The 25,999-nt window shown below is 54.4% G+C and carries 24 protein-coding genes; 13 read left to right on the top strand and 11 right to left on the bottom strand.

The annotated features are described in order from the left end of the window. Positions 1 to 3: 3 nt before the first annotated feature. Genes B5E43_RS04700 through B5E43_RS04690 form a run of 3 tightly spaced genes read right to left on the bottom strand, consistent with a single transcriptional unit; the run spans position 4 to position 2,728 of the window. Positions 4 to 1,242 (bottom strand): DUF2812 domain-containing protein, encoded by a 1,239-nt coding sequence (locus B5E43_RS04700; RefSeq protein ID WP_087394124.1) that lies wholly within the window; start codon positions 1,240 to 1,242, stop codon positions 4 to 6. A 14-nt stretch (positions 1,243 to 1,256) separates the two neighbouring features. Continuing rightward, positions 1,257 to 2,417: a DUF2812 domain-containing protein gene (locus tag B5E43_RS04695; RefSeq protein WP_158098964.1), complete on the bottom strand. Its 1,161-nt coding sequence runs from the start codon at positions 2,415 to 2,417 to the stop codon at positions 1,257 to 1,259. Next, positions 2,414 to 2,728: a helix-turn-helix transcriptional regulator gene (locus B5E43_RS04690; RefSeq protein ID WP_087394121.1), complete on the bottom strand. Its 315-nt coding sequence runs from the start codon at positions 2,726 to 2,728 to the stop codon at positions 2,414 to 2,416. The genes B5E43_RS04695 and B5E43_RS04690 overlap by 4 nt, the downstream gene beginning before the upstream one ends. A 209-nt stretch (positions 2,729 to 2,937) precedes the next feature. Here B5E43_RS04690 and B5E43_RS04685 point away from each other — a divergent pair, with 209 nt between their 5' ends. The 7 genes from B5E43_RS04685 (at position 2,938) to addA (ending at position 14,868) form a co-directional block, all read left to right on the top strand. Then, entirely contained in the window at positions 2,938 to 3,822 is an 885-nt protein-coding gene (locus B5E43_RS04685; protein WP_087394119.1) for a sigma-E processing peptidase SpoIIGA, read from the top strand. Beyond that, positions 3,819 to 4,541 (top strand): RNA polymerase sporulation sigma factor SigE, encoded by a 723-nt coding sequence (gene sigE / locus B5E43_RS04680; RefSeq protein ID WP_087394114.1) that lies wholly within the window; start codon positions 3,819 to 3,821, stop codon positions 4,539 to 4,541. The genes B5E43_RS04685 and sigE overlap by 4 nt, the downstream gene beginning before the upstream one ends. 102 nt (positions 4,542 to 4,643) lie before the next feature. Then, positions 4,644 to 6,089 carry an alanine/glycine:cation symporter family protein gene (locus B5E43_RS04675; RefSeq protein WP_087394111.1) on the top strand — a complete coding sequence of 482 codons (1,446 nt, stop codon included), beginning with the start codon at positions 4,644 to 4,646 and terminating at the stop codon, positions 6,087 to 6,089. Between the two features lie 151 nt (positions 6,090 to 6,240). After that, complete coding sequence (locus B5E43_RS04670) at positions 6,241 to 9,633, top strand: PD-(D/E)XK nuclease family protein (RefSeq protein ID WP_087394109.1); 3,393 nt, start codon at positions 6,241 to 6,243, stop codon at positions 9,631 to 9,633. Positions 9,634 to 9,680: 47 nt separating this feature from the next. Then, positions 9,681 to 10,364 (top strand): alpha/beta hydrolase, encoded by a 684-nt coding sequence (locus tag B5E43_RS04665; RefSeq protein ID WP_087394106.1) that lies wholly within the window; start codon positions 9,681 to 9,683, stop codon positions 10,362 to 10,364. Positions 10,365 to 10,392: 28 nt separating this feature from the next. Further along, positions 10,393 to 11,226, top strand: coding sequence for a pyridoxamine kinase (locus B5E43_RS04660; protein WP_087394104.1), 834 nt, complete (start codon positions 10,393 to 10,395; stop codon positions 11,224 to 11,226). Positions 11,227 to 11,262: 36 nt separating this feature from the next. Then, positions 11,263 to 14,868: a helicase-exonuclease AddAB subunit AddA gene (gene addA, locus B5E43_RS04655; RefSeq protein ID WP_087394102.1), complete on the top strand. Its 3,606-nt coding sequence runs from the start codon at positions 11,263 to 11,265 to the stop codon at positions 14,866 to 14,868. Positions 14,869 to 14,878: 10 nt separating this feature from the next. Here the strand turns inward: addA and B5E43_RS04650 are convergent, their stop codons facing one another. After that, complete coding sequence (locus B5E43_RS04650) at positions 14,879 to 15,136, bottom strand: YlmC/YmxH family sporulation protein (RefSeq protein ID WP_087394099.1); 258 nt, start codon at positions 15,134 to 15,136, stop codon at positions 14,879 to 14,881. A gap of 191 nt (positions 15,137 to 15,327) precedes the next feature. Between B5E43_RS04650 and B5E43_RS04645 the strand changes: the two genes are divergently transcribed. Further along, the gene (locus tag B5E43_RS04645; RefSeq protein ID WP_087394097.1) at positions 15,328 to 16,596 is read left to right on the top strand and encodes a glycosyltransferase family 2 protein; all 1,269 of its coding nucleotides are present in this window, start codon (positions 15,328 to 15,330) and stop codon (positions 16,594 to 16,596) included. A 51-nt stretch (positions 16,597 to 16,647) separates the two neighbouring features. Here the strand turns inward: B5E43_RS04645 and B5E43_RS14840 are convergent, their stop codons facing one another. Both B5E43_RS14840 and B5E43_RS04640 read right to left on the bottom strand, forming a co-directional pair. Then, the gene (locus B5E43_RS14840; RefSeq protein WP_143382943.1) at positions 16,648 to 16,773 is read right to left on the bottom strand and encodes a rubredoxin; all 126 of its coding nucleotides are present in this window, start codon (positions 16,771 to 16,773) and stop codon (positions 16,648 to 16,650) included. 30 nt (positions 16,774 to 16,803) lie between these two features. After that, positions 16,804 to 18,156: an MBL fold metallo-hydrolase gene (locus B5E43_RS04640; RefSeq protein WP_087394095.1), complete on the bottom strand. Its 1,353-nt coding sequence runs from the start codon at positions 18,154 to 18,156 to the stop codon at positions 16,804 to 16,806. Positions 18,157 to 18,368: 212 nt separating this feature from the next. Between B5E43_RS04640 and trmD the strand changes: the two genes are divergently transcribed. The 5 genes from trmD (at position 18,369) to B5E43_RS15320 (ending at position 22,357) form a co-directional block, all read left to right on the top strand. Next, the gene (trmD, locus tag B5E43_RS04635; RefSeq protein ID WP_087394093.1) at positions 18,369 to 19,139 is read left to right on the top strand and encodes a tRNA (guanosine(37)-N1)-methyltransferase TrmD; all 771 of its coding nucleotides are present in this window, start codon (positions 18,369 to 18,371) and stop codon (positions 19,137 to 19,139) included. A 103-nt stretch (positions 19,140 to 19,242) separates the two neighbouring features. Next, entirely contained in the window at positions 19,243 to 20,079 is an 837-nt protein-coding gene (locus B5E43_RS04630; protein ID WP_087394090.1) for a DegV family protein, read from the top strand. A 96-nt stretch (positions 20,080 to 20,175) separates the two neighbouring features. Beyond that, a complete protein-coding gene (locus B5E43_RS04625; protein ID WP_087394087.1) occupies positions 20,176 to 20,754 on the top strand; it encodes a hydrolase in 579 nt (192 codons plus the stop codon). Positions 20,755 to 21,064: 310 nt separating this feature from the next. After that, a complete protein-coding gene (locus tag B5E43_RS04620; protein WP_087394084.1) occupies positions 21,065 to 22,213 on the top strand; it encodes a sodium ion-translocating decarboxylase subunit beta in 1,149 nt (382 codons plus the stop codon). 15 nt (positions 22,214 to 22,228) lie between these two features. Next, complete coding sequence (locus B5E43_RS15320; protein ID WP_143382942.1) at positions 22,229 to 22,357, top strand: OadG-related small transporter subunit; 129 nt, start codon at positions 22,229 to 22,231, stop codon at positions 22,355 to 22,357. A gap of 37 nt (positions 22,358 to 22,394) precedes the next feature. Here B5E43_RS15320 and B5E43_RS04615 read toward each other — a convergent pair whose 3' ends face one another. From B5E43_RS04615 to B5E43_RS04595, 5 genes are all read right to left on the bottom strand, one after another. Continuing rightward, complete coding sequence (locus B5E43_RS04615) at positions 22,395 to 22,661, bottom strand: DUF6514 family protein (protein WP_087394081.1); 267 nt, start codon at positions 22,659 to 22,661, stop codon at positions 22,395 to 22,397. A 236-nt stretch (positions 22,662 to 22,897) separates the two neighbouring features. Next, positions 22,898 to 23,563: an NAD(P)-binding domain-containing protein gene (locus tag B5E43_RS04610; protein ID WP_087394079.1), complete on the bottom strand. Its 666-nt coding sequence runs from the start codon at positions 23,561 to 23,563 to the stop codon at positions 22,898 to 22,900. Between the two features lie 166 nt (positions 23,564 to 23,729). Further along, positions 23,730 to 24,617 carry a radical SAM protein gene (locus B5E43_RS04605; RefSeq protein ID WP_087394077.1) on the bottom strand — a complete coding sequence of 296 codons (888 nt, stop codon included), beginning with the start codon at positions 24,615 to 24,617 and terminating at the stop codon, positions 23,730 to 23,732. A gap of 6 nt (positions 24,618 to 24,623) precedes the next feature. Then, entirely contained in the window at positions 24,624 to 25,688 is a 1,065-nt protein-coding gene (gene hisC, locus B5E43_RS04600; RefSeq protein ID WP_087394075.1) for a histidinol-phosphate transaminase, read from the bottom strand. A gap of 43 nt (positions 25,689 to 25,731) precedes the next feature. Next, on the bottom strand, positions 25,732 to 25,929 hold the full coding sequence (locus B5E43_RS04595) for a DUF951 domain-containing protein (RefSeq protein ID WP_087394074.1): 198 nt from the start codon (positions 25,927 to 25,929) through the stop codon (positions 25,732 to 25,734). Positions 25,930 to 25,999 lie beyond the last annotated feature (70 nt).

Genomic DNA, 25,999 nt, shown 5'->3' with positions numbered 1-25,999 from the left:
TTGTTAGTCACCCACAGGGGCGGTCATTTGAACCAATTCCTCCAAGTGCTCCGTCAGGGCTCCGTGGCCGGTGTACCGGGCCACGACCGCCCGGCCGTTTCCAGCTGCCACTGCGATCTGGAAGGGGCCATCGTTTCGTTGTGCCACCACCAGGTAGTCCGCCCCCTCCTGGACATACTCGGTCACGGTCCAGCCCTCTTCTTCGCTCTGCGTCCAAAAGGCGTCTGCGTCCCACCATACCTGTTTATCCAGCTTCATAGCATCTTTTAAAAGGTCACCGGCTAAGGGCCGGGCCATGGAGGGGATGAGGGGGCGGTACCAATCCACTTCCAAGCGGACCCACAGGTCGTTGTCCCACTTTCCACTCTGTACGGTTTCCCAAACAGTGGGGGCGAGGAGGTGGTGCTCCCGATCGCAGAAGTTGGCGTAGTCCACTCCGTCTGACATGAAGGAGTCGGGCTGGTAGCCCTCTCCCTCCAGGGATTGGATGGAGAGAAGAGTAAAGTCTTCTAGCTTGTCAAGATTTTTGGCTCCTCCTCCGGTGAACGGGAGAATGTACTGGACGAAGACCAGCAGAACAGCCAAGGTCACAAAGAAGAGAAAGGAGCATAAATTCCGTCTGCCGCGGTTTTTGTATGGGATCTTGTGTGTGAGGGGAACCCCTTGGCGCAGCGAGCGAGTCAGTGCTGCCATGCGCCGCCAGTCTTTCCATTCGGAAGGCAGAGAAAACAGAAAAAATATCCCGTAAATAAACACGAGGAAAAGAGCGCTCTCCTGGACCAGCTCTAACCACAGTGTGCCGCTGTCCAGAACGGAGAAGGCCGGGATTCCCAGAGCGATGGCCAGAAGGACGCAGACCAGAATAAAATTCCGGCGCAGGCGGCGGGCCAGCTTATTCAGCAGCTCTCCTTGTACAGGCGGGTCAGTGTGGGGTTCCGGGGCGTTGGCGGTGCGGGCTCGGAAGATGAGCAGGGAACGTTCACTCCCCATAGGTCCTACATAGTCCCAGCCCATCTCCTCGTAAAGATCAAACAGCCGGCCAGGCACCTCATCATCCGGCCACAGATCGGGAACATACTCTACCCGATACCGCACCCGCCGGGGGGCTCCCCGAGTAAAGGAGGAGAAAAGGGGGCGGAAGCGCTTGAGATAAAGCCCCTGCTGGGCCAAATCCTCCAGCCAACTCTCGACGGCAGCCAAGTCAAATGGCTCTACAGGGGTGAGCTTATAGATCGTACTCATAAAGGGAACCTCCTTTACAGCGACTCTATCATTTTGGCAAATTGCTCTAGATAATTTGTTAGATCTTGATTTCCCCGGTAGTCAGCCCGCAGGACGGTTTTGTCCATGCGGAGGATAAGGTAAGCGCCCTTCTCTCCCTGGAGCAGCAGAACCTGGTCCAGGCCGTAGGCAGGTTCCAGGATCTCATACTGGTCTGAGCCACCGTAGTAGCTCCACTCCAGCACCCGCTGTTTAGCCAGGAAAGCGAAGTGATAACGGGTGACATACAGCTCCAGGTGCGGAACGGTACTCAGACTCACTGTACCGTCCTCATAGTGAGGGAACGCGCCGTACTGCTGAAAATACCAGGATTCAGGGGAAAGCAAGGTATCGCTGTGACTGATTCGTGACATATTGAGTTGGTCGTCCTGGGTTAGTCGAAAGTCCTCCCCCTCGATCTCCGTCAAAGTAATAAAGCCGGAATCTTCCAGAGAAAGCCAGGGCCTGGTGTAGTCCCAGAGCTGAGTGCAGAAGTTGACCAGCACGATCCCCAAGAGAAGAGTAGCAGCTGCCACCGCCAGCCCACTCAGTCGGCTGCCTGGGGCAGGGGAGAGAGGCAGGTCTCTTTTTACGCGGCGGCTGAGACGCAGGAGTACCCCAAGTCCGTGGAGGTAGGCCAGATCAGTAAGCACCAGCCCCCCCAGGGACAGGAAAAAAGGGAGCACGGAGCTCAGCCGCTCCGCGGGGTAGTAGCGTAGCACACTTAGTGTATAGCTACCAGGATAATAGAAGGAGAGAAGCATGAAATTGATCAGAGCCAACCCTAATCCACCCAACAGCTTTTGGCGGAAGAACCGCCGGATGGCATAACCCAGTACCGACCGATCGGTGTGGGCAGTGAGGTTTTCATCCACTGGGGAGGCAAAAACATGGAAGTTCTTTCGAAAGATGCCCCAGTATTCCCAGCCCGACTCCTCATAGAGGGCAGAGAGCTCCTCGTCCTCCTGGTCGGTTTTCTCCCGGGCGCACTCCAGGTGAACGGTCACCGCCCGGGGCTCTGTTCGCTCAAAGAAGGTGAAGGGCCCAGCAGTCAGAGAAAAGAGCAGGCCCCGGGCGGCCATCTTGGCAAGCCAGCCCTCCAGGCCGAGCAGGTCATAGCCGCTGACCGGGGTAAAACGAATGACAGTTGTGCTCATGGCAACTCCTCCTCGTCGGCGTCCTGGACGCATTGCCGCAGCCGATCCAATTCCTCTTGATAGACGCTCCGGCCTTTGGATGTGAGGTGGTAGGTGCGTTTTCGTCCGTCCACTTCCGTCTCTTCAATCAGTTTTTCATCTTGGAATTTTCCCAGCAAAGTATAGAGCGTGCCGGGGCCCAGGCGTACCCGACCACCTGTACGCCGCTCCACAAATTCCGTAATTTCAGTGCCGCACATGTCCCGTTTCAGAAAGGACATCAAGACGTAAAACATGGGCTCCGTCAGCGGCCCACGGCTTTTGCCCCCCATGGTGGTGTCCCTCCTTTTTATAACATCGAATTATAATATCGTCTAACGATATTATAATTCGATGTTACTGTTTTGTCAATATAGGGTGCCTAGGATGGGGGAGGGGATGCGACAAAAAATCCCTGCCGGATTCTGACTGATTTTTCCAGGTCAAGCCCCTATAATAAGGTCTGCTGAGAACACCGAAGACACAGGGGGAGGGAAGCACGGTGACAGTGATCTATGTAGACACTCTGTTTTTGCTCAACGCTGTGGTGGACTATCTGCTGTTGCTGTGCGCGGCCCGTCTGGCAGGGGAGCCTCTACATCGGATTCGGTTCGGGATTGGGGCTGTATTAGGCGGACTGTATGCGGTGGCCCTGTTTCTCCCTGGCCTGATGTTTTTAAGCCATCCACTGTGCCGGGTGGCTTCGGCGGCTGGGATGCTGTTGGTGGCCTACGGCGGCAGCCGAAGGCTGTTGCGGCAGGGGATCATTTTTTTAGCTCTGGCCTGTGCCTTCGGCGGCGGTGTGGTGGCCATCAGTTTGATGGGCGGACAGGGGCTGACACTGGGCAATCGGGGAGTCTTGTATTCCCCTATGGATATAAAAATAGTGTTTCTATCGGCAGCAGTTTGTTATGGAGTGTTGTCCCTGGTATTTCGCCGCGTAGGACGGCATACAGTCCAGTCCGGCGAACTTCTGTCCTTAGAATTGGCGTTAAGGGGGCGGCAGGTTAAACTGATGGCCCTGGTGGATACTGGAAACACCCTCACCGATCCAGCTTCCGGACGGCCGGTAATTGTTGCGGATGGAGACAGCTTGAAGGAGCTGTTTCCAAGAGAGAACCGACCCGTGGGAGAGGACCTGAGCGACCCTGCCAGTGGCTTGGCCCGCTTAGGGAGGGGGGACTGGAAGGGACGGTTTCGTCTGCTTCCTTACCGTTGCATTGGTGTAGAGTGTGGACTGCTGTTGGGGGTGCGTGTGGATCAGGTGCGGTTAAATGGAGTGGAGCTAGGTCCCTATGTGGTGGCTATGTCCCCTACACCGGTGTCAGATGGGGGCGGTTACCGGGCCTTGGTTGGTGCATTGGATGGAAAGGACGGAGTAGCATGAGCATTTGGGTGGTCCGCTGGAGGAAAAAACTGGCGGAATGGCTGTCCCGTTTTGGACTGTGTTTGCCGGAAAAAGTCATGTACATCGGAGGGAGCGATACGTTGCCTGCCCCCCTAAGCCGGGAGGAGGAGGGGGAGCTGATCGCCCGTCTGGAACAGGGAGATGAGCAGGCCCGGAACCAATTGATCGAACATAACCTGCGTCTGGTGGCTTACATCGCACGTCGATTTGAAAACACTGGAGTAAATATTGAAGATCTCATTTCCATCGGTACCATTGGCCTTATTAAAGCGGTGGGCACCTATCAGCCAGCAAAAAGCATTAAATTAGCCACCTACGCCAGCCGCTGCATTGAAAATGAAATCCTAATGTATCTACGTAAAACTGCCAATCAGAAGACAGAACTGTCCTTTGATGAACCGCTAAATACGGACTGGGACGGCAACGAGCTACTGTTGTCCGATATTTTGGGGACAGATGGGGACTTGGTCATGCGTCCTATTGAAGCGGATGTGGACCGGCAGCTGCTCCAGCAGGCTATGGACCACCTGGAGCCGAGAGAACGGACCATTATTACCATGCGTTTTGGGCTGGAAGGCAAACGGGAGCAGACTCAGAAGGAGGTCGCCGATCAGTTGGGAATCTCTCAATCTTACATTTCCCGACTAGAAAAGCGGATCATTGCCCGCTTGAAAAAAGAAATCCTGCGCCTTATGTAGAGAAAATAGGAAAAAGGTTGGAAAAAAAGGAGGCTTATGATATACTAAAGAGAACTCCGAAGTGGAGAGCGGGGACCAATTAAAAAAAGAGAGGAAGAGCTTATGTACGAGGCGTTTTCGGGGCTGATCAATACCATCAGTACCTTCATGTACAGCTATCTGCTGATTATTCTTTTGCTGGCAGTTGGCTTGTACTTCACCTTGCGCACAAAACTGATTCAGCTGCGACTGCTAGGTGAGTCGGTCCGGGTCGTAGGAGAAAAGAGCAACGACCGAAATGCGGTTTCTGCGTTTGAGGCGTTGATGGTTTCCACCGCCAGCCGAGTGGGTACGGGCAATATCGTGGGAGTGGCCAGTGCGATCTGTATTGGCGGCTATGGTGCGGTGTTTTGGATGTGGCTGATCGCCATCGTGGGAGGAGCCACTGCGTTTGTTGAGAGTACCTTGGCTCAGATCTATAAAAAGCGTGACCCCAATGGCGGCAGCTACGGCGGTCCATCCTACTACATTCAGGCGGCCTTGAAAAGCCGAGGACTGGGCGTGGTGTTTGCGGTGGCCCTCATTGCAACCTACGCCGGAGGCTTCAATATGCTGGCCTCCTTTAACCTCATCACCACGATGAAGGGCTACGCTTTTTACCAAAAGGCAATGGTGACTATTATGGGCCGGGAAATGAATCTGGCCACCGTGATTGGCGGCGCGATTTTGGCTATCCTGGTAGCGGTCTGTATTTTGGGCGGCGGGAAACGGCTGGTCAAGGTCACTGGCGTGTTGGTGCCGGTAATGGGCGTTCTTTACATTCTGATGGCGCTGGTAGTCATGGTCATGAATCTGGAACTGCTGCCCAGTGTGCTGGTGAAGATTTTCCAGAGTGCCTTTGACTTCAAGGCGATTTTCAGTGCCTTCGCCGTGTCAGCTGTGATGCAGGGAGTCAAACGTGGCCTGTTCTCCAACGAGGCTGGCGTGGGCTCAGCGCCCAATGCGGCTGCGGCGGCCAATGTATCCCACCCGGTGAAGCAGGGACTGGTGCAGATGCTCTCGGTATTTATCGACACCATTCTGGTGTGTACCGCCACTGCTATGATGTGCCTGTGTTCCGGAGTGGCCCCTGACATCTCCATGGAGGACGGCATCTCCTATGTGCAGGCATCCATGTCTTCGGTGTTTGGAGTTGTTGGACCGTATTTCATCACTGTAGCGATGCTTCTCTTTGCCTTTACCACGCTGCTGGGCAATCTGTTCTACTGCGAGGGTTGCTTGAATTATGTGGCCGGACGTACCCTGGAAAAGAAGCCTATGAATGTGTTCCGGATCTGTGCGGTTGTGGCGATTTTCCTAGGGGCTCAGCTGGAGTTCGGGTTGGTGTGGGCCATTGCTGATGTGCTGATGGGCATTATGGCACTGATCAATCTGCCGGTCATTGTGATTCTGGGCAGCACTGCCCTAAAAGCTCTGGATGATTATGTGCTTCAGAAAAAAGCCGGCAAGAACCCGGTGTTTAAGGCTGCCTCCATTGGATTAAAAGATCAAACTGATTTTTGGAACTAATGAAAGAACGATCTGTGCTCCGGCCGCTGGACTGTGGTAGTCTGGCGGCCGGAGTTTTAAATGTCAGTAGAGTCAGGGGAAAGAAATATCTTTTTTTGTAGAAGAGAGTATGGTACAATAGCCTGAAACGAAATGAAAAGGAGGGAGAACCGTGCTGAAACTGATATTGGGGCGGGCAGGATCAGGAAAAACCAGCTTGCTGCTCCGGCAGCTGTGTGAACAGGGGACAGACCGCCCCCAGGTCCTGATGGTCCCAGAACAGCAGTCTCACCAGGCGGAGCGGGCATTATGTCGTGCTGGCGGAGCCGGTGTCTCCCTGTATGCCGAGGTGCTCTCCTTTAGCCGATTGGCCAATCGGGTGTTCCAGGGGGCGGTAGGGCTGGGAGAGGAAGAACTGGACGGCGGAGGAAGAATCCTGCTAATGTATCATGCGGTCCAGTCTGTGGCCAGTCAATTGACCATTTACCGTCAGCCCTCTCGCCGGCCGACCTTTCTCCAATCTCTTTTGGCCACAGTAGATGAGCTGAAAAGCTGCTGTGTGCCTCCGGAGGCATTGATCCGGGCGGGTGAGGAGTTGGGGGAGCAGGAGGGCGACAAGCTGCGTGATTTGGGCCTGATTTGCGGAGCCTATGACGCGTTGACCGCCCAAATCGCCTTTGACCCCAGAGACCGGCTGACACGAGCGGCGGATAAGCTGAAGGAATTTCCCTGGGCGGCTGGAAAAGATATTTGGCTGGATGGCTTTACCGATTTCACTCCCCAGCAGCGAGAGATCGTAAGGCTGCTGCTTGGGCAGGCCCATCAAGTCACTGTTGTCCTCACCTGTGATCATTTAGAGGAAACGGATGGAGGGGTGGGTATTTTCTCACCGGCGCGAAGAACAGCAGCTCAGCTCCTTCGTCTGGCGCAAACACTGGGAATTTCTTACAGGATTGAGTTCTGTTCCAATGGTGGGCTGGGAAAGGTACCCGCCCTGATGCGGTTGGAGAAATGCCTATTTGCTCCATCCCTGGAGACAGAAAACCTTTGCCACGGAGCCGTGGAACTGTTTTGCGGGGCTGGTCCCCGCTCTGAAGTGGAGTGGGCAGCCGCCCGTGTATTGCAGCTGGTCCGGGAAGAGGGGATTCGCTTCCGGGATATTGGCGTGGCGGCACGCAATTATAGCACCTATCGGAATTTAATCGAATCCGTCTTCCCACGGTACGGAATCCCGGTGTTTTCTTCGGTGATGACCGATATTTTGGAAAAGCCAGTGCTGGCACTGGTGACGGCTGCCTTAGATGTGGTGGCCGGAGGCTACACCTACGAAGATGTATTCCGCTATTTAAAAACTGGGCTGACCGATTTGTCTCAGGAGGAGCAGGATTTACTGGAAAACTATGTGCTGAAATGGGACATCAAAGGGAGCCGCTGGACCCAGAGCAAGGAATGGAGCTGGCATCCAAAGGGCTATGGATATCCCATGGAAGAGACAGATCGCTCCCTTCTCCAAAAGCTGGATCAAATTAGGCGGCGAGTTGTGGCGCCACTGGAAGAATTGCGAAAAAATACCAACCATACCGGATGTGGACAAGTAATTGCACTTTACACATTTATGGTGGAAATTGGATTGCCTCAGCGGCTGGAGGAGCGCTTAGAGGCACTAAAAGAACGGGGAGAGCCAACCCTAGCGGACGAGTACCGCCAGCTGTGGAAGATCTTATGTGGAGGACTGGAGCAGTGCGCCGCTCTGTTGGGGGATGCTCCCCTGGATTTGGAGGAGTTTTCCGGTCTGTTCCGTCTGGTCCTATCTCAATATGATGTTGGAACCATTCCCGTCTCCCTGGACCGGGTGACAGCGGGGGAGAGCGTTCGGCAGACAGGACAGCGGGTGAAGGTGCTGATTTTGTTAGGGGCGGACGACAGTTCCATCCCCATGGTGAGTACCGCCCCGGGACTGCTGTCCGATGAGGACCGGGTGTGTTTGGCAAGTTACGGCTTGGAGCTGAATAGCTCTGCCCAGGAGATGCTGTACCGTGAGATGACTACAGTCTACCTTACCTGTACTAGGCCGAGCCAACATCTTTTGGTTTCCTGGCCGGTGCGTGGTGCTGGAGGGGAGGAACGCCGGCCCAGCTTTTTAGCGGAGCGACTACAGGTGCTTTTTTCCGACCTGAAGGTCAGCCATGAAGCGGACTTCCCTGAGCCCTTCTGCCTCCAGTCACCGGTTCCTGCCCTAGAAGGGGCGGGACAAAGTCCTCAGATACGCCGAGTTCTAGGACAGATTCCTTCCTTCCGTCAGCCGGTGCGGCGGTTGGAGCAGGCAATTACTTGGGAACGGGGGAGGCTCTCTCCAGATGCGGCCCATCGGTTGTACGGAAAGCAGGTGGCTATGTCCGCCTCTCGGATGGACCGCTATAAATCCTGCCACTTTTCTTATTTCATGCGCTATGGTCTCCAGGCAGAACCCCGCAAGCCAGCAGGCTTTACAGCGCCTGAGTACGGAACCTTTGTCCACTATGTGTTGGAACATGTGCTCCAGGACGAGCTGTTTCAGCAGACCAGGTTGCCAGGACTGGAGCCTGCCATGGGGCAGGACGAGAAGCGGCGCCTGCGTCAACTGACCAAACAGGCAGTGGACCAATATGTAACCCAGGAGCTGGGTGGTTTAGAGAGTCAAAGTGAGCGGTTCCGCTATCTCTTTGGACGCCTGCTGCGGTCGGTCCAAGCGGTGGTGGAGAATGTGGCCGAAGAGCTGTTTCATTCCCAGTTTAAGGCCATCTCCTTTGAATTGGGTTTTGGCCGCTCCGGTGATCTCCCACCAGTGGAATTTACCCAGGACGGAGTCACCATCCGCCTGTCTGGGTTTGTGGACCGGGTAGATGGCTGGGTTCATAATGGTAGGTTATATCTGCGGGTGGTGGACTATAAGACAGGCCGAAAGTCCTTTGATCTGACGGAAGTTCTCAATGGGCTTGGACTTCAGATGCTGTTGTATCTCTTTACCCTGGAAGAAAAGGGAGAGGAGTTGTATGGCCTTCCAATCGAAGGAGCCGGAGTTTTGTACTTACCGGCCAGAGATGCGGTGATTCGGGGCAGCCGCGGCATGAGCGAGGAGGCCTGGCGAAAGGCGCTGGACAAGGAACTGATCCGCAGTGGACTGGTTTTGGACCAGCCTGAGGTGCTCCAGGCCATGGAGCAGACCGGTGAGGATGGGTATCGGTTTTTACCTCTCCGGGTATCCAAGAGTACAGGAGCCATTACTGGCGACGCTCTGGCCACCGCCGAGCAGCTAGGAAAGCTGGGAAAGCATATTCAACGGGTGCTGGGTGATATTTGTCAAGAATTGGCCCAGGGCAATATTGCCGCCGACCCCTTCTGGCGCGGTCCGGAAAAGAATGCCTGCCGCTACTGTGATTACGCCGCGGCCTGCCACTTTGAGGAGGGCCGGGGAGGAGACTGCCGCCGATGGCTGAACAGCATTGGGGCTGAGGACTTCTGGGAGCGCCTGTCTGAGGAGGCGGCGCAAGCAGAAGCGATTTCGAAACTCAGAGCAGAGAAATAGAAAAATCCCGGGTGCCACAGGACGTAGAGGCCGGGAGGAGGAGACAGATGGATATTAAATTAAATTATATGGAGCAGGGGAGTGGGTTTCCCCTAGTTCTACTTCATGGGAACGGAGGAGACCACACCTATTTTGAACATCAGATGGCCCCTTTTTCCGCCCATTACCGAGTCATTGCGGTAGATACCCGAGGGCATGGTGAATCCCCCCGGGGAGAGGCTCCCTTTACCCTGGAGCAGTTTGCCCAGGATTTAAAGGACTTCTTGGATGAGCTGGGGATTGAAAAGTGCCACCTGCTGGGGTTTTCAGACGGTGGAAACATTGCACTGCTATTTGCCCTTCAATATCCTCAGTATATTGACAAACTAATTTTAAACGGAGCAAATCTGGACCCCTCCGGGGTGAAGCGCACCACCCAGCTTCCCATTGAGCTGGGGTGGGCCTCCTTAAAAGTCCGTTCCCACTTTGACCCCACCGCCCAGCCAAAGTTGGAGCGGATGGAACTTATGGTTCATCAGCCCCATATCTCTTTGCTGGAGCTGCGAAAGCTGCGCCTGCCCACCTTGGTGGTCGCCGGAGACCGGGATATGATCAAGGAGGCCCATACCCGGGCGATTTCTGCCTCTATCCCCACCAGCCGCCTGTCCATCTTGCCTGGGACCCATTTCCTGGCCCGGGATCAGTGGGAGGCTTTTAATGCCTTGGTACTGGAATTTTTGGCGAAGGGCTAAAGAACTGGGAAGAAGGAAGAGAACATCTATGGAGCAAAGCAAAAACATTTTAATAATCAATGATATGCCTGGATATGGGAAGGTAGCGCTGGCTGCGATGCTACCTGTGCTGTCCAATTTCGGACACAGTGTATATAATCTTCCTACCGCTCTGGTATCCAATACCCTGGACTATGGCAAGTTTACCATTTTAGACACGACAGATTATATGGTAAAGGCTATTGATGTATGGAAGGAATTGGGATTCCAGTTTGACTGCATCACCACTGGATTTTTGGCCTCCGCAGCCCAGGTTGGGATTATCCGGGACTTTATTGCCAGCCAGCGGAAAGAGGGGCTGCTGGTGATGACCGACCCCATTATGGGGGACGAGGGAAAGCTCTATAATGGTGTGAGCCAGGAGACGGTAGAAAATATGCGCCAACTCATTGGAGTGGCGGATGTAATTGTTCCCAACCAGACTGAGGCGGAATTTTTAACCGGTTTGTATCAGGGCCAGGAGGCGCTGAGTCAGAAGGAAGCCCGGCAAGTTGTGGACGGTCTGCGGGCCTTTGGGCCACGGTCCATCGTGGTGACCAGCGGTGTGGAGCAGGAGACCGGAGCCCATGTGGTTTGGGGCTATGACCACCAGAAGGAGGAGTATTTCACCCTTCCGTACCGCTTTATTAAGGTCCATTTTCCCGGAACTGGAGATCTGTTTTCCGCCGTTTTGGTGGGAGAACTGCTGGCCGGTAATGGCCTTTGCCCTGCTGTGCGGCAGGCAATGGAGGTTTTGGAACGCCTGATTTTCCTGGAGCAGGATGAGATGGAAAAAAATAAAGGAATCCGTATTGAAAAGTTTTTAAGCCTATTGCGGCCCTGATCCAAGAAGCAAAAAGAGTGGAAAGGAGGAGGATGTATGGCGTTTCCGCTGACGCAGGAGCAGAAAAATATCGTAGATGACCGGGGCGGAGAATTATTGGTTTCCGCCGCTGCTGGCTCCGGCAAGACCCGGGTGTTGGTGGAGCGTTTGTTGGACCATGTGGACCGGGAGCGGTTGGATATTGACCGTTTTCTGGTCATCACCTACACAAAAGCGGCGGCTGCGGAGCTACGCTCCCGGATTGCCCAGGAATTGGCAGCCCGGTTGGCCCAGCGCCCGGGCGACCGACATCTGCGTCGGCAGTCTACGCTAGTCTATAAGGCACAGATCTCCACCATCCACTCCTTCTGTGCCGCCCTGCTGCGGGAGAGCGGACATCAGCTGGATTTGGACCCCGATACCCGCCTGTGTGACGAGGGGGAGGCCCAGGTGCTGCTGGCCCGGACTTTGGAAGAGGTGCTGGATGTGCGCTATCAGGGGCTGGAGGAGGACAGCCCCTTTGCCTGCCTGGTGGACACTCTGTCCGTCGGGCGGGATGACAGCCGTTTGGTGCAAATTGTTCTGGATATTTCCGGGCGGGTGCAGAGCCACCCCGATCCGGAGCGCTGGTTAAGGGAACAAGGGGAAGTGTGGGCCTTGGACGGTGTATCCGACATGGCTCAGACTCCCTGGGGCTCCCTTTTGCTGCAGGATGCCCACAGGCAGGCAAAGTGGTGCGTGGGAGAACTGGCACGCGCTCTGGAGCTGACCCAGGAGGACGAACTGCTGCAGGTCAATTATGGGCCCTCCCTGTCCGCCTCTTTGGAGGATGTTCAGCGCTTTTTGGCCTCGTCCCAATGGGATGAGGCTGCCTCCTGTCTGCCCATCTCTTTCCCAGCTGCGGGACGAAAAAAGAAGCGCAGCCGGGAGCTCAGCCCTATGGAGGAGGAGCGAGGGCAACTGGCGGCGGAACGGGTTAAGGCGATCCGTTCCCGGTGTAAAAAACGGCTGGAGAAGTTGGCCCAGCTGATGGAGGGGGACAGCGCTTCTCTGTTGGAGGAGTTGGCCCAGGCCCGGCCTGCTGTCCAGGCTTTAATGGATCTGGTCATTGATGTACAAAAGGCCTATGCCGCGGAGAAAAAACGGCGGGGTGTGATGGACTTTTCCGATTTGGAGCATTTTGCTGTGCGTCTGCTGCGGCAGGAGGACGGCAGTCCCACCCCCCTGGCACACAGCTGGTCCGCCCGCTTTGAAGAAGTGATGGTGGACGAATATCAGGACACCAACCAGGTGCAAAACGCCATTTTCTTCGCCATTTCCGATCAGGGGAAACGGCTGTTTCAGGTGGGGGATGTGAAGCAGTCCATTTATCGCTTCCGTTTGGCCGACCCCACCATTTTCTTGGAGAAGTACCGCCGTTTTCCCAACGGAGAGCAGGCCCAGAAGGGGCAGCCCCGCAAACGGGTGCTGTCTCAGAACTTCCGTTCCCGGCCCCAGGTGCTGCTGGGCTGCAACGACCTGTTCCGGAACATCATGTCCGAGGAATTTGGCGAGATCGACTACACGGAAGACCAGGCATTGGTGCCTGGGGCCAAATTCCCGGAGGGGAACGGCTATGAGCTGGAATTTAATACCCTGGATCTCTCCTTTTTAGGGGAACAGGAGGGGGAGAAGGAGAGCAAGGATCTGTTGGAGGCACGGTTTGCCGCCCGGAGGATCAAACAGCTGCTGTCCCAGCCCCTTATGGTGACCGAAGGCGATACTCAGCGTCCTGTCCGTCCGTCGGACATAATGATTCTCCTGCGCAGCCCTGGCACGGTTCTGCACCACTATTTGCGTGCCCTGGAGGAGGAGCAAATCCCCTGGGAGGCGGAGGGGGGCGAGGAGCTGTTTTCCACCACCGAGGTCAACGTGGCCCTCTCTATCCTGCGTATCGTAGATAACCCCCGCCAGGATGTGGCTTTGATTTCCGCTTTACGTTCCCCGGTGTACGGCTTCACAGCTGACCAACTGGCACTGCTGCGCGCGGGAGCAGATGGAGATTTCTACCATGCGGTGGAAGAGAACGCCGCGGCGGGAGATCCAGCCTGCCAGGATTTTTTGACCCAGCTGGCGGAGCTTCGCTTTGGAGCCGGGGACCGGACCTGCCGGCAGCTTATTTGGCATATCTATGAAAAGACGAATCTCCTTGGCATCTTTGGCGCTATGGACCGGGGCAGAGAGCGGCAGGATAACCTGCTTGCCCTCTATGCCCTGGCTGGGCAGTTGGAGGAATCGGGTTGTCGCACCCTATTTCAATTCTTGTTGCGTCTGGACCGTCTGAACGATACTGGCGGTAGAATCCCTGTAGTCGGACCCGGCCGGGAAGGAGAGGGCGTGTCCATTCTGTCCATCCACCGCTCCAAAGGTTTGGAACGCCCGGTGGTGTTGGTCTGCGGCTTAAGCCGCCGCCTTAACCGGGAGGATCTGATGCGTCCGGTGTTGTTTCATCCGGTGCTGGGGGTCGGCCCCAAGGGCCTGGACCGGGAGCGGATGATTGAGTATCCCACCTTGGCGCGCCGGGCGGTGGCACGGCAGTTGGAACGGGAGATGATGGCGGAGGAACTGCGCCTACTATATGTGGCCATGACCCGGGCCAGGGAAAAGCTCATTCTCACTCTGACGCTGACGGAGGGAGTACGGGCTTTGGAGCGAATGAAGGAGGACTTGTCCGCACCAGTTTCGCCCATGGTGCTGGAAAGCCAACAGAGTGTGGGACAGTGGGTTCTGCTCCATGCACTGACCCGTCCTGAGGCGGAGCAGCTGAGAGAGCTGGCCCATCTGCCGGCTGTGGACGCCTCTCCGCTGGGGCCTGCTTGGACCATCCGCTGGATCCCAGGCGAGGCGCTGACCCAGTGGGAGCAGACGACACAGCAGGAGTCGGAAGTAGCTCCCCAGGAGGAAGCAGAGGAGCAGACACTGTTGGAGCGGTGGCTATGGCAATATCCCTGGGCCGCCTGTGCCAATATTCCCTCCAAATTGACTGCCACGCAAATTAAAGGGAGAACTCTGGACCAGGAGGTAGCGGAAGAGGGGGGCGTTACACCACGGGAAACAGCACAGCGGCATCTGCCTCTGGAGCGTCCCAATTTTATTGCACAGGAGCAGGGATTGACACCGGCCCAGAGAGGAACCGCCCTCCATCTTGCCATGCAATACCTGTCTCTGGAGGGAGAGCACACCCCCCAGGCCATTGCGCAGCAGGTAGACGAACTGGTGGAACAGGGATTTTTAACGCCTCTGCAAGGGAAAAGCATCGAGCCGGAACGGCTGTCCGCTTTTTTCTCCAGCCCGTTGGGACAGGAGATGGTCCAGGCCAAAGTGTGCAACCGGGAATTTAAATTTTCACTTTTGGTACCGGCATCGGATTATTATCCCGATGCCGGGGAGGGCGAGGAAATTTTGCTCCAGGGCGTCGTGGACGCGTGGTTTCAAAGTGATGAGGGCGTGACCGTGGTGGACTTTAAGTCGGACCGGATTGCTCCGGGGCAGGAAGAGGAGCGTGGGGAGCAATATCGTCCCCAGCTACAGGCCTATGTGCAGGCACTGTCCGCCATTTTAAAGCGACCGGTTATCCGGACGGTATTGTGGTTTTTTGAAACAGGAACAACGGTGGAACTGTAACCAGAGGAGCCTACTCAATCGCCGGAATATGGGGGGCATCCTCAACCAAAATGATGTCCTCCCCAAAGCGCTTGACCATATCCCAGGAGATGCGGCGGTCCGCCTCTCGCCCCAGCAGGCCAAACAGACGGCGCCGGCCCGGGATAATCAAAGCGGTGACCCGCCCGTCATCCAGCTCCAGCTCGGCGTCCTCCACAAACCCAAACCGACAGCCATCGGTGACGCTGATGACTTCCTTATACCGCAGTTCTTCCAGCCGGATTTTCATATGGTCGCCCTCCCTTGCTTTTCTACCACCCTATGAGGGGCAAGACATGTCCTATGACAAGATTTTCCTTGGTTTGATGTAGAAAAAATGGGAAATTAAGAATCTCTTTATCAAATCTTAATGGTTCCCTTACTCTGTCCTTAACAAATATTTGCTATGATAGCCCCAGAGCAAAAAAGGAGGGACAGAGCATGGAGTTGTTGATTTCTGTTTTAGTGGTCATATCCGGCCTGTTGTGTTTGTCGGTTTCCATTTGGGGCGGCTACTATTTCATCACTGGACTAATGTCCTGGCGCCGTCCCTTGGACTATGGCTGGCATCCAGCACGCACTCGTTTTGCGGTGTTGATTGCAGCTAGAAATGAAGAACTGGTGATTGGGCCACTGATCAACAGTCTGCTGACCCAGGATTACCCCCAAGATCTGTATGACATTTGGGTAATTCCCAATAACTGTACCGATAACACGGCTCAGGCCGCTGTGAATTTTGGGGCGAAGGTGTTGGAATGTACGGTACCGGTGAAGAGCAAGGGAGAAGTGCTCCGGTTCGCCTATCACCGCCTGCGTGGCAGACAGTATGACGCTTACTGTGTCTTTGATGCGGACAACGTGGTGGACCGCCGCTTTTTGGCGGAGATGAACAACGCCTATCTGGCCGGGGCCCGGGTGGCCCAGGGGTACCGGGACAGCAAAAACCCCTATGACTCAGTCATGTCTGGCTGTTACTCCATCTATTACTGGATGATGGACCGGTTCCATAACGGGGGGAAGGCTGGATTAGGGCTGTCCGCTCTGGTCAACGGAACGGGCTTTATGATCTCTGCCCGAACTCTGGAGCATCTGGGCGGATGGCGTACCGACACGATCAGTGAGGATTTGGAGATTACCGCCCAGTGCATCATGGCAGGGGAGAAGGTGAGCTGGGTGCCCAAGGCCATCACCTATGATGAACAGCCCCTAGATTATGCGTTATCAGTGAAACAGCGCCGCCGCTGGACCAGCGGGACCATTCAGGTAGCCGGACAGTATCTGGGGCGGACCTGGCGGTCCATTGGGACGGGAGGTTCTCTGCCTGCACTGATTGATTTGGGAGCAACTCTTCTTATTCCCGCCTACCAGGTGGCGGCAGTTCTGGGACTGATTGTCTCCTCGCTGGCGGCATGCTCGGGATGCCATAAACTCATCGAAGTCCCCGCTGTGTTCCTGGGTGCTGTGCTACTCAACCTAATTATGACTGCACTGGTCTCCACGTTGGCGGCAGGCCTGGTGCTAACTGTAGAGGGAAAATGGGACCGGCGGCTTCTTAAGAGCTTGGCCCTGTACTGGCTGTTCCTGCTCTCCTGGGTGCCCATTACGCTGGGCAGCTTTGTGAAGAAGACCACCGTCTGGGAGGAGATCCGGCATACACGAAACATCTCTCCTGCCGCGTTGGAAAAGGGAAAGGTATTGATTTCCCGGTAATTTTTAGATAGAAAGAGGACGGACCATTTTATGGTCCGTCCTTTTTTGCGTTCAGGAGGGGTCAGGTTCAAAGTGACTTTTGTCCGCTCCGCACAGGGGACAGGTATAATCCTCAGGCATGGGGCCCTTTTCGACCTCGTCATAACGAAACCCGCACAGGTCACAGACATAACTCATACCACAGACTCCTTATTTATTTTGATCAAATCAGCTCAACGGCTCAAAGTCGCTGGCCGGCCGCCGGCAGATGGGGCAGACAAAGTCAGCGGGCAGGGTGTCGCCCTCGTAGATAAAGCCGCAGATTTTGCATACAAAACCATGGGGCTTTTCCTGGGCCTGAGGCTCCTCTACAACGGGCTCCTCCCCGCGCACCGACGCGGCCAAAATACCCGCCAGGTCATCCAGCTGCTGCTCCTGTCCCGGAGCAAGGGCGGATTTGAGGGTAAAGGGCGCCTCCAAAATCTCCATTCCCTTCATACATTCCAGAATCTGGGTCATCAGCTTGCCGCTGGCAGGAGCCCAGGAACCGTTTTGGATCAGGGCGACCTTCCGATTCTGGAGGTTGTGGTGGGCCAGGTCATGGAGCAGGTTCTCCATGGTAACAAAGATTCCGTTATTATAGGTGGTGGAAGCGAAGACCAGGTGGCTGTACTGGAATGCGGCAGACAGGACGTAGGAATAGTGGGTGACAGACACATCATACATTTCCACAGGGATTCCACGTTCCGCCAACCGGCAGGCCAGAATGTTGGCCGCAGTCTCCGTGCCTCCATAGACGGAGGCAAAGGCGATGAGGACTCCCTGGGTTTCCGGCTGATAGGAGGCCCACTTTGTGTACTTATCCAAAATGAAGGAGAAGTTATCCCGCCACACGGGACCGTGGAGAGGACAGATATAACGGATATCCAGCTTGGCAGCCTTATTGAGCAGGGCGGTTACCTGAGAGCCGTACTTGCCCACAATGTTTGTATAATAGCGCCGGGCTTCGTCCAGCCAGTCCCGCTCAAAATTCACCTCATCCGCAAACAGGATGCCATTCAGCGCGCCGAAGGTTCCAAAGGCATCGGCAGAGAAGAGAATCTTGTCGGTGGAGTCGTAGCTGACCATCACCTCCGGCCAGTGGACCATGGGGGCATTGACAAAGGTAAACTGGTGCCGGCCGGTGGAGAGGGTGTCCCCCTCATTGACCAGGATGGCACCCTTGGGATCAGTGCAGTGGAACTGACGGATCATGTTGATGGATTTCCCGTTGCACACAATGGTGGCCTCTGGATGACGGATCATCAAGTCGCCTAAAGTAGCGGCGTGGTCGGGCTCCATGTGGTGGACAAAGACATAGTCCAGCTTCCGTCCGCCCAAAGCGTGCTCCAGATTTTCAAAGAACTGGGTCTGAACGCCCCGATCTACCGTGTCAAACAGGACAGTTTTCTCGTCCAACAGCAGGTAGGAGTTAAAGGACATCCCTTTGGGGACGGGATGGGTGGCCTCAAAAATGGGGGCCTGACGGTCGTTCGCGCCAATCCACACCAAATCCTCCGTCACATTGCGGACACAATACATATCAAAAACCTCACTTTCGGAAGATGTGATTAACCGCTGGAATCATACCACATTTCCGGAAAAAAAGATAGCATTAATTCGGCTTTTTCTCACCTTTTGAAAGAAATTTCCCCATTGTATAAAAGCAGATTGAAAAAAAGAGGAAAATTCTTTATAATGATGACGGCCCGAAAGGGCCAAAGGGGAACATAAAAAGCAAGGAGCGAAAGCCCATGTACCGGATTGATATAATGACATTATTTCCTGATGTGGTGGGAGATATGCTGTGTGAATCGGTTTTAGGCCGTGGTCAAGAACGGGGATATATCCGCATTGAGTGCCACCAAATTCGGGACTATACAAAGAATAAACAGAAGCAGGTGGATGACTACCCTTACGGAGGAGGGCGGGGAGCGGTAATGCAGGCTGACCCCCTCTATCACTGCTGGAAACACATCTGCGATGAAGCAGGGGAGCGAATCCATACCATTTATCTGTCTCCTGCCGGAAAGACCTTCTGCCAGGCGGATGCCAGGCGTTTAAAGGACAGCTATAACCGCCTGATCTTAGTCTGCGGACATTATGAGGGAATTGATGAGCGCTTTATTGAGGAATGCGTGGACGAAGAGATCTCCCTGGGGGACTTTGTCATGACGGGAGGAGAAATTCCAGCCATGGCCGTAGCAGATGCGGTGTGCCGATTGGTTCCAGGGGTACTGTCCGACCCATCCTGCTATGAAAACGAGAGCCATTGGAGTGGCACCTTAGAGGCCCCCCAATATTCACGGCCCGAAATTTGGCATGACCGTGCGGTTCCGTCCATCCTGTTGTCCGGGAACCACGCCAAGGTGGACCAATGGCGGAGAAAGCAATCCATCCTCCGTACTTGGGAGCGCCGTCCCGATCTGTTTGAACAGCTGGATTTGTCCTCTAAGGAAGACCGGAAGCTGGTAGCGGAACTGGAGGAGGAGCTGGGCCATTCATTATTAGACACGGTTAGGTAAAAAAGTACACAGAAACTACTGCTCCCCCTTTACAGGTTCATAGGAATGTGCTAAGCTAAATAAAATAATCTGGTTTTTAAAACCATATTTGGAGATGAGCTTCATGAGTTTTAAAATCGTTGTAGACAGCTGCTGCGATTTGACTGCACAGATGAGAAAGGACCCCTGCTTTTCAGTGGTCCCCCTGACCATCTATTCCAACGGCAGCACCTTTGTAGACGACGAAACCTTTGACCAGGCGGATTTACTTTGGTCCATGAAGCAGAGTGAGGCCGCGCCTTCCACCTCCTGTCCCTCTCCCCAGAGTTATCTGGATGCCTACCGCAGTGGAGATCAGGATATCTATGTGGTTACCCTTTCCGCATTGCTCAGCGGATCACACAACAGTGCCGAGCAGGCCAGGCTATTGCTGGAGGAGGAACATCCAGAGGTCAACGTCCACGTGTTTAACTCCTGTTCGGCAGCGGCTGGAGAGGTGATGGTGGCTTTAAAAATCCGGGAACTGGCCGGTTCTGGCATGCCATTCAAGCATGTTGTGCGAGAGGTTGAACAGTTCATCTACCGTATGAAAACACTCTTTGTGTTGGAGACTCTGGAAAACTTGCGGAAAAACGGTCGCCTGACCAAGTTGCAGGCTGTGGTCACCGGAGCACTGAAAATAAAGCTGTTTATGGGCGCCACTCCGGAGGGGGAGATCTGCAAGCTGGGGCAGGCGCTGTCTATGAAACAGGCCCTTGGCAAGATGGTGGATCGGATGGCAGAGGACCCTGACCACAAGGGCCGCACACTGGCCATCAGTCACTGTAACTGCCTGGAGCGAGCCTTTCAAGTAAAAGCTCTAGTGGAGTCGAAATGTGCCTTTTCCAATGTGATTATCCTGGAGGCAAGGGGAATTACCACCGTTTACGCCAATGACGGAGGCATCGTGGTAGCCTATTGACAGATTGCCCCACTGGTTTTATAAAATAAGGGATGACGGTTCCACGTAATGGGAGCCGGTCATCCCTATCTTATTCTTACTAGGGAGGAACAAACCATGTCCATGAACCGAGAGCAGGCCTGGGCCCTGCTGACAAAGTACAATAAGGAGCCCTTTCATCTGCGCCACGCTGTCACAGTGGAGCATGTGATGGGGTGGTTTGCCCGGGAATTGGGCTATGGAGAGGAGGAACCCTTCTGGTCGATGGTGGGACTGCTCCACGATCTGGACTTTGAGCAGTGGCCTGAGGAGCACTGTATCAAGTCGCAGGAACTGATGCGCGAGGCCGGGGTAGAGGAGGCGATGATCCACGCCACCGCCAGCCACGGCTGGGGCCACCAGGTGGATGTAAAGCCGGAGCATGAGATGGAAAAGGTTCTATATGCGGTTGACGAGCTGACTGGTCTGATTGGGGCAGCCGCTCTGATGCGTCCGTCCAAAAGTGTATCGGATATGGAACTGAAGTCTCTAAAAAAGAAGTTTAAGGATAAAAAATTTGCTGCTGGCTGCTCCCGTGATGTGATCGCTTCCGGAGCCGAGCTGCTGGGATGGGACTTGGACCGGCTGCTGCAGCTTACTTTGCAGGCCATGCAGGCGGAGGAAGGGGCCATTGAAGAAACCCTTGCCCAGCTTTGATAGTTTCAGGACAACTTTTCTGCAAAACATTTCTTCCGTGGTAGTTCTAAATTTCAGGGAAAATATCCCGCCTTTTTTCTTGACAAGGAGGCCCTTCCTGTGATACCATCCCTATACAGCAAAGGGGAGTAGTCGGCATGCATCCGCATGCGGCGAAGCCAACAGCATGGTCATCTAGGTGTGACCTGGCTTTGTCTTAATTGACCAGACCTGCGTTCCAAATCGGAGCGCAGGTCTTTTTTATATAAAAAATGGGAATGCTTACAGCAAAGTAGATCCAAGGGTTAGACAAGGAAGGGATGATAGAGACATGGAATTTTTATGGGAAGGTCTGCTGTCCATTACCTGGCAGCAGATGGTCATGTATGTGGTTGGTGGCCTGCTGATCTGGCTGGCTATTGAAAAGGGCTTTGAGCCCGCGCTGCTCATGCCTATGGGCTTTGGTGCGATTTTGGTGAATCTGCCTGTATCTGGTGTGATTAACCAATTCAGCGATGGCCTGGGTGAGGTACCTGGCATTATCCAGTGGCTGTTTGAAACCGGAATTGAGGCCAGTGAGGCCATGCCCATTCTGTTGTTTATCGGCATCGGCGCCATGATTGATTTCGGTCCTCTGCTGGCCAATCCCAAGCTGTTTTTGTGTGGCGCAGCTGCCCAGGGCGGTATTTTCCTCACCATTCTGCTGGCTGCGGCGTTGGGCTTTGACATGAAGGATGCGGCTTCCATCGGCATTATCGGTGCCGCTGATGGCCCCACTTCCATTCTGGTTTCCAAAACTCTCCAGTCCAACTACGTAGGCGCCATTGCGGTGGCTGCTTATTCTTACATGGCGTTGGTTCCCATTATCCAGCCCTTTGCTATTAAACTGGTTACTACCAAGAAGGACCGCGCTATGCGTATGCCCTATAGAGCTCAGGGCGTCTCCCGTAGGCTGCGGATTTTGTTCCCCATTATCGTGTCGGTCATTGCTGGACTGGTAGCCCCCTCTTCCGTGGCTCTGGTTGGTTTCCTGATGTTTGGCAACCTGATCCGGGAGTGCGGAGTGCTGACCACGCTGTCTCAGACCGCGCAGAACGAGTTGGCCAATCTCATCACCCTGTTGCTGGGCATTACCATCTCCTTCTCCATGAAGGCAGATCAGTTTGTTAAGCCCGAAACTCTGCTGATCATGGGCCTGGGCTTGGTAGCCTTTGTTCTGGACTCTGTAGTGGGTGTGCTGTTCGTCAAGATCTTGAATCTTTTTACTCCCCACAACAAAATCAATCCTATGGTTGGTGCGGCTGGAATCTCTGCCTTCCCCATGTCCTCTCGTGTGATTGAGAAGCTGGGGCAGGAGGCTGATTCCCAGAACCACCTGTTGATGCATGCGGTAGCCGCCAACGTTTCCGGTCAGATCGCTTCCGTTGTGGCGGGCGGTGTGATACTGCAATACTGTGCCACTCATATGATTGGCGGTTAAAGGAGGAGCAGAACGATGAATATGGAAAATATTGCACAGGCCCTTGGAATGATGGGTCAGGGCATGCTGGGAATCTTCGTGGTGCTTGGCATCATCGCCCTGCTGGTTGCCGTTATGCAGAAGATTGATAATCGAAAGAAGTAATACCTTACCGCGCTGGGAAAACCCAGCGCGGTTTTTTTTATAACCAGTCGGAAATCACGTCCATCAGCCCCGCAGGACCAACCTTGTGATCCACCAGTAAAGTCATCAGTTCGTCAATGCGGGTAGCGCTGGTTGTAATTGACGGAACAGCAGTGTTGTCACCTTCCTCCTCTTGAATCCGGACCCCGTAGTCCTCGCAGAACAGCCTGCCGCTCTCCACGGCTTCTACCGTCAAAAAATAGTGGAAACGGTGGTTCCTTCCCGCCTCGTCCTTACAGGTGCGGGCTGCAATTTCAATCTCCATTATCTTGTGTCTCCAATCCTTTAATTCGAATGTTGACCACATTATATAGTTGTCCATGTGCGAGGAAAAGGGAAAGGAGTCGTCCCTTTTTATGGACTGAGCCGGAGATTTTGGCAGGAATAGGGGAAAAAAGACGTGGAAGGAGAGAAGAAGCCGCATTTCCTCGACTGGTGAGGGAATAAAAAACAAGCAGATACGAAACACGTACCTGCTCGTGATGTAAAATATCGTAACGCTTAGGACTCCTTCTGAACCTGTTCCAGAATATTGCGGGCAAATTCACCTAAGGTATTCCGCTCGTAGGAGATCAACACACCAGGCATAAGGCCGGCAGTAGCTGCGTTGATCATCTCCTGGGGGAACTCAGCCAGCTCACGCTGCAGCTGAACCGCAGCGCGCAGGGCGGTAGCGGTGGCGCAGGTGTTGATATGCTTGACGATAGAGGTATCCCCCATGATGAAACGGAAGGGAGGGAAGCAGGACTGAATGGTCTTGCAGAGCTCCTCGTCTTGGATTCCCAGAACAAACAGACTCTTTAAACCCTCAGAAATACCAACAGCAGAACCGACCAGCTTTGCCTCTACCAGCTTAAGCTGGGGGAATTCTTTTCTCAGCTCATCAGGAATCAGCCATCCAGTCGCAAAATTGATTACAATCGTACCGGGCTGTAGGTGGGGACAGAGCTGCTGAAACGCATCGGGGCAAAAGGGAGCAGGAAGAGCAGCCGCTACCACCTGGCAGGCTGCGGCCGCAGACAGTTGAGTGCTAGTGCCGAGTTCAGCCACATCGGCGACCTTTTCCAAAGATTTGGGCATCTGATCGATGACCAGACGCTCCGGACCTTGTGCGGCGCGAAAGAGTTGGGACCCAAGCTGACCAATACCAATGATTGCGAGTTTCATGCTTGACCTCCTTAAGTTGTGCTCCCCATGTTCAAGGTGAAAAATCCCTGAACTGGGGCCGCACTTATTGTACTGTTTTTTTGTGAAAAGTGCAACCTAAAAATGACAAATTCTTTGTCTATTTTTATGCACAGGCTACCGCTTTTTCACTGGTTGCTGGAGGAAATTAAATGCCGCGATTTAAGGTTTTCCGCAATTGAATTTTTCCGGCCAGGGCCTGGTCAATCAGGGATAGGAACTTCTCCCGATCCTCCGGCAGACCGCCCTTCAAGGGCAAGTAATTGGAGGCGTGGTTACTGGTAAAGTGGAGAGGATCCACATCCAGATTTTCGATCAGCAGCCGGCACTCCTCCAAAATGTGATCCGGCGAACAGACCTGGAACCTTCCGGCCAAAACCTCTTCGCCCAACGGTGTACCCTTGGCAGGAGCAAAGGTCATGGCGGATAGGTGGCGGGGCTTCATGGCATTGATCATCTGGGCGGTGGAACGGATGTGTTCCTCCCAATCCCCGCCCTCGCCCCGGGCACCCGTCAGGCCCAGGATTACTGTGACCCAGAGGTCGATCCCGGCCTCCACCAAACGTTGGCCAGCCAGAAGCATCTGTTGGGCATCCACGCCCTTATGAATAAACTTCAAAACGGTATCGCTGCCGCTTTCCACGCCCAGATAGGCGCGGGAGAGCCCTGCCTCATGGAGCTGCCGCAATTCCTGAGGGGATTTTGACAGCGTGCTGCGGGGACCGGCATATAACGTGACCTTTTCCAGGGCAGGGAAGGTCTGATAGAGCTTTTGTAGGATTTGCAGCAGCTCCTGGGTCTTCATAATAATGGCGTCGCCATCCATCAAAAATACCCGCTGCAGGCCGGGGCCATAGTAGTCCCGGGCCATATCAATGTCCTCTAAAATTTCCTCCACCGGACGAATCCGAAATTTTTTCTCCTTGTACATGCCGCAGAAGGTACATTGATTGTTGGAACAGCCAATGGTGCACTGGAGCAGATAGCTTTTCCACTCACCAGGCGGACGGTACAAAAGGTCGCTGTCATATCGCATAATCCATTATCCTTTCAAAATTTCCTGGCAAGCATTACACATGGCCTGCATTTCTTCCGATGTTCCAATGGATACCCGCAGATAATTCCGAATCCGCGGCTTATTAAACCAGCGTACCAGAACCCCGCGGTCCCGCAACGCCTGTTGGAGCTCTCCGCCAGGGCACTTGGGGTGGGAGATAAAAATGAAGTTTGCCGCAGAATCCAAAACTTGGAACCCCAGAGACCGTAGGGTGGCAACCGTTTGTTCCCGGGTCTCCATCACCTGTCTGCGAGTCTGTTCAAAATAGTCCACATCCTCCATGGCGGCCGTTCCGGCAGCCAGAGCTAGGCGGTCAATGGGGTAGGAGTTGAAGGAGTTCTTCACACAATTTACCCCAGCAATCAGGTCGGGACTGCCCAGGGCATAGCCTAGGCGCATACCGGCCAGGGAACGGGATTTGGAGAGGGTATGGATGGTAACCAAATTAGGATACTCCCGCAGCAGCGGGACGGTAGATTGCGCACCAAACTCGGCATAGGCCTCGTCCACCATGACCACCACATCCGGGTTTGCCTCCAAAATCCGGCGAATGTCAGAAAGTGAAAGGGCCTTGCCGGTAGGGGCATTGGGGTTGCAGATGACCGCTCCGCCGTTGTTGCCCAGGAAGGACTCTATGGGGAGGGAGAAATCGTCATTCAGAGGAATTTCTTCATAGTCCAGTTGGAACAGCTGGGCATAAACCGGATAAAAGCTATAAGTGATGTCGGGGAATACGACCTTTTTCCCGGGGGTAAAAAAGGCATAGAAGCACAGCCCCAACACTTCGTCTGAGCCGTTGCCGCAGAAGACCTGGTCAGGGGAGAGACCGTGGTAGTGGGCAATGGCCTCCTTCAGCTGTACCGCCTCCGGATCTGGATAGAGACGAAGACGGTCGTCTGTGGCCTCCCGGATGGCCTGGAGCACCTTGGGGGAGGGGGGATAGGGGTTTTCATTGGTGTTCAGCTTGATAAAAACCCGATCCTTGGGCTGTTCCCCTGGGGTATAGGGAACTAACGATTGAATCCGCTCACTCCAGTAGCGCTTGTTCATAGAAAACCCTTCTTTCCGTAGTATCGGTCAGGGAGAACCAGGCCTATACCTCCACAGCCTGACCATCCCGAAATACCTTGCGGATGCTTTTTTCTGCCTTGCTGCGTGGGAGCATGACCTCGTGGCCGCAGCCCTGGCAGCGCAATTTGAAATCCATGCCAACCCGGAGAACTAACCACTCCTGGCTGCCACAGGGATGAGCTTTTTTCATCTTCAGCACATCGTTGACGTGAATATCCATCGTCGGGCTCCCTTCTCTAAATTTATCTGGCTAAATTAAATTGGTTTCATTATAAATTCTGGAGGGGGGA

Origin of the sequence: Flavonifractor sp. An100 (genome assembly GCF_002161175.1) — a bacterium.
In the GTDB taxonomy this organism is placed as follows: Bacteria; Bacillota; Clostridia; order Oscillospirales; family Oscillospiraceae; genus Lawsonibacter.
This window is presented reverse-complemented; position numbering and strand designations above follow the sequence as displayed.

Coding starts and splice junctions, on each gene's coding strand:
- B5E43_RS04700 (WP_087394124.1), bottom strand. CDS start 1,242: ATGAGTACGATCTATAAGCTCACCCCTGTAGAGCCATTTGACTTGGCT.
- B5E43_RS04695 (WP_158098964.1), bottom strand. CDS start 2,417: ATGAGCACAACTGTCATTCGTTTTACCCCGGTCAGCGGCTATGACCTG.
- B5E43_RS04690 (WP_087394121.1), bottom strand. CDS start 2,728: ATGGGGGGCAAAAGCCGTGGGCCGCTGACGGAGCCCATGTTTTACGTC.
- sigE (WP_087394114.1), top strand. CDS start 3,819: ATGAGCATTTGGGTGGTCCGCTGGAGGAAAAAACTGGCGGAATGGCTG.
- B5E43_RS04675 (WP_087394111.1), top strand. CDS start 4,644: ATGTACGAGGCGTTTTCGGGGCTGATCAATACCATCAGTACCTTCATG.
- B5E43_RS04665 (WP_087394106.1), top strand. CDS start 9,681: ATGGATATTAAATTAAATTATATGGAGCAGGGGAGTGGGTTTCCCCTA.
- B5E43_RS04660 (WP_087394104.1), top strand. CDS start 10,393: ATGGAGCAAAGCAAAAACATTTTAATAATCAATGATATGCCTGGATAT.
- addA (WP_087394102.1), top strand. CDS start 11,263: ATGGCGTTTCCGCTGACGCAGGAGCAGAAAAATATCGTAGATGACCGG.
- B5E43_RS04650 (WP_087394099.1), bottom strand. CDS start 15,136: ATGAAAATCCGGCTGGAAGAACTGCGGTATAAGGAAGTCATCAGCGTC.
- B5E43_RS04645 (WP_087394097.1), top strand. CDS start 15,328: ATGGAGTTGTTGATTTCTGTTTTAGTGGTCATATCCGGCCTGTTGTGT.
- B5E43_RS14840 (WP_143382943.1), bottom strand. CDS start 16,773: ATGAGTTATGTCTGTGACCTGTGCGGGTTTCGTTATGACGAGGTCGAA.
- B5E43_RS04640 (WP_087394095.1), bottom strand. CDS start 18,156: ATGTATTGTGTCCGCAATGTGACGGAGGATTTGGTGTGGATTGGCGCG.
- trmD (WP_087394093.1), top strand. CDS start 18,369: ATGTACCGGATTGATATAATGACATTATTTCCTGATGTGGTGGGAGAT.
- B5E43_RS04630 (WP_087394090.1), top strand. CDS start 19,243: ATGAGTTTTAAAATCGTTGTAGACAGCTGCTGCGATTTGACTGCACAG.
- B5E43_RS04625 (WP_087394087.1), top strand. CDS start 20,176: ATGTCCATGAACCGAGAGCAGGCCTGGGCCCTGCTGACAAAGTACAAT.
- B5E43_RS04620 (WP_087394084.1), top strand. CDS start 21,065: ATGGAATTTTTATGGGAAGGTCTGCTGTCCATTACCTGGCAGCAGATG.
- B5E43_RS15320 (WP_143382942.1), top strand. CDS start 22,229: ATGAATATGGAAAATATTGCACAGGCCCTTGGAATGATGGGTCAGGGC.
- B5E43_RS04615 (WP_087394081.1), bottom strand. CDS start 22,661: ATGGAGATTGAAATTGCAGCCCGCACCTGTAAGGACGAGGCGGGAAGG.
- B5E43_RS04610 (WP_087394079.1), bottom strand. CDS start 23,563: ATGAAACTCGCAATCATTGGTATTGGTCAGCTTGGGTCCCAACTCTTT.
- B5E43_RS04605 (WP_087394077.1), bottom strand. CDS start 24,617: ATGCGATATGACAGCGACCTTTTGTACCGTCCGCCTGGTGAGTGGAAA.
- hisC (WP_087394075.1), bottom strand. CDS start 25,688: ATGAACAAGCGCTACTGGAGTGAGCGGATTCAATCGTTAGTTCCCTAT.
- B5E43_RS04595 (WP_087394074.1), bottom strand. CDS start 25,929: ATGGATATTCACGTCAACGATGTGCTGAAGATGAAAAAAGCTCATCCC.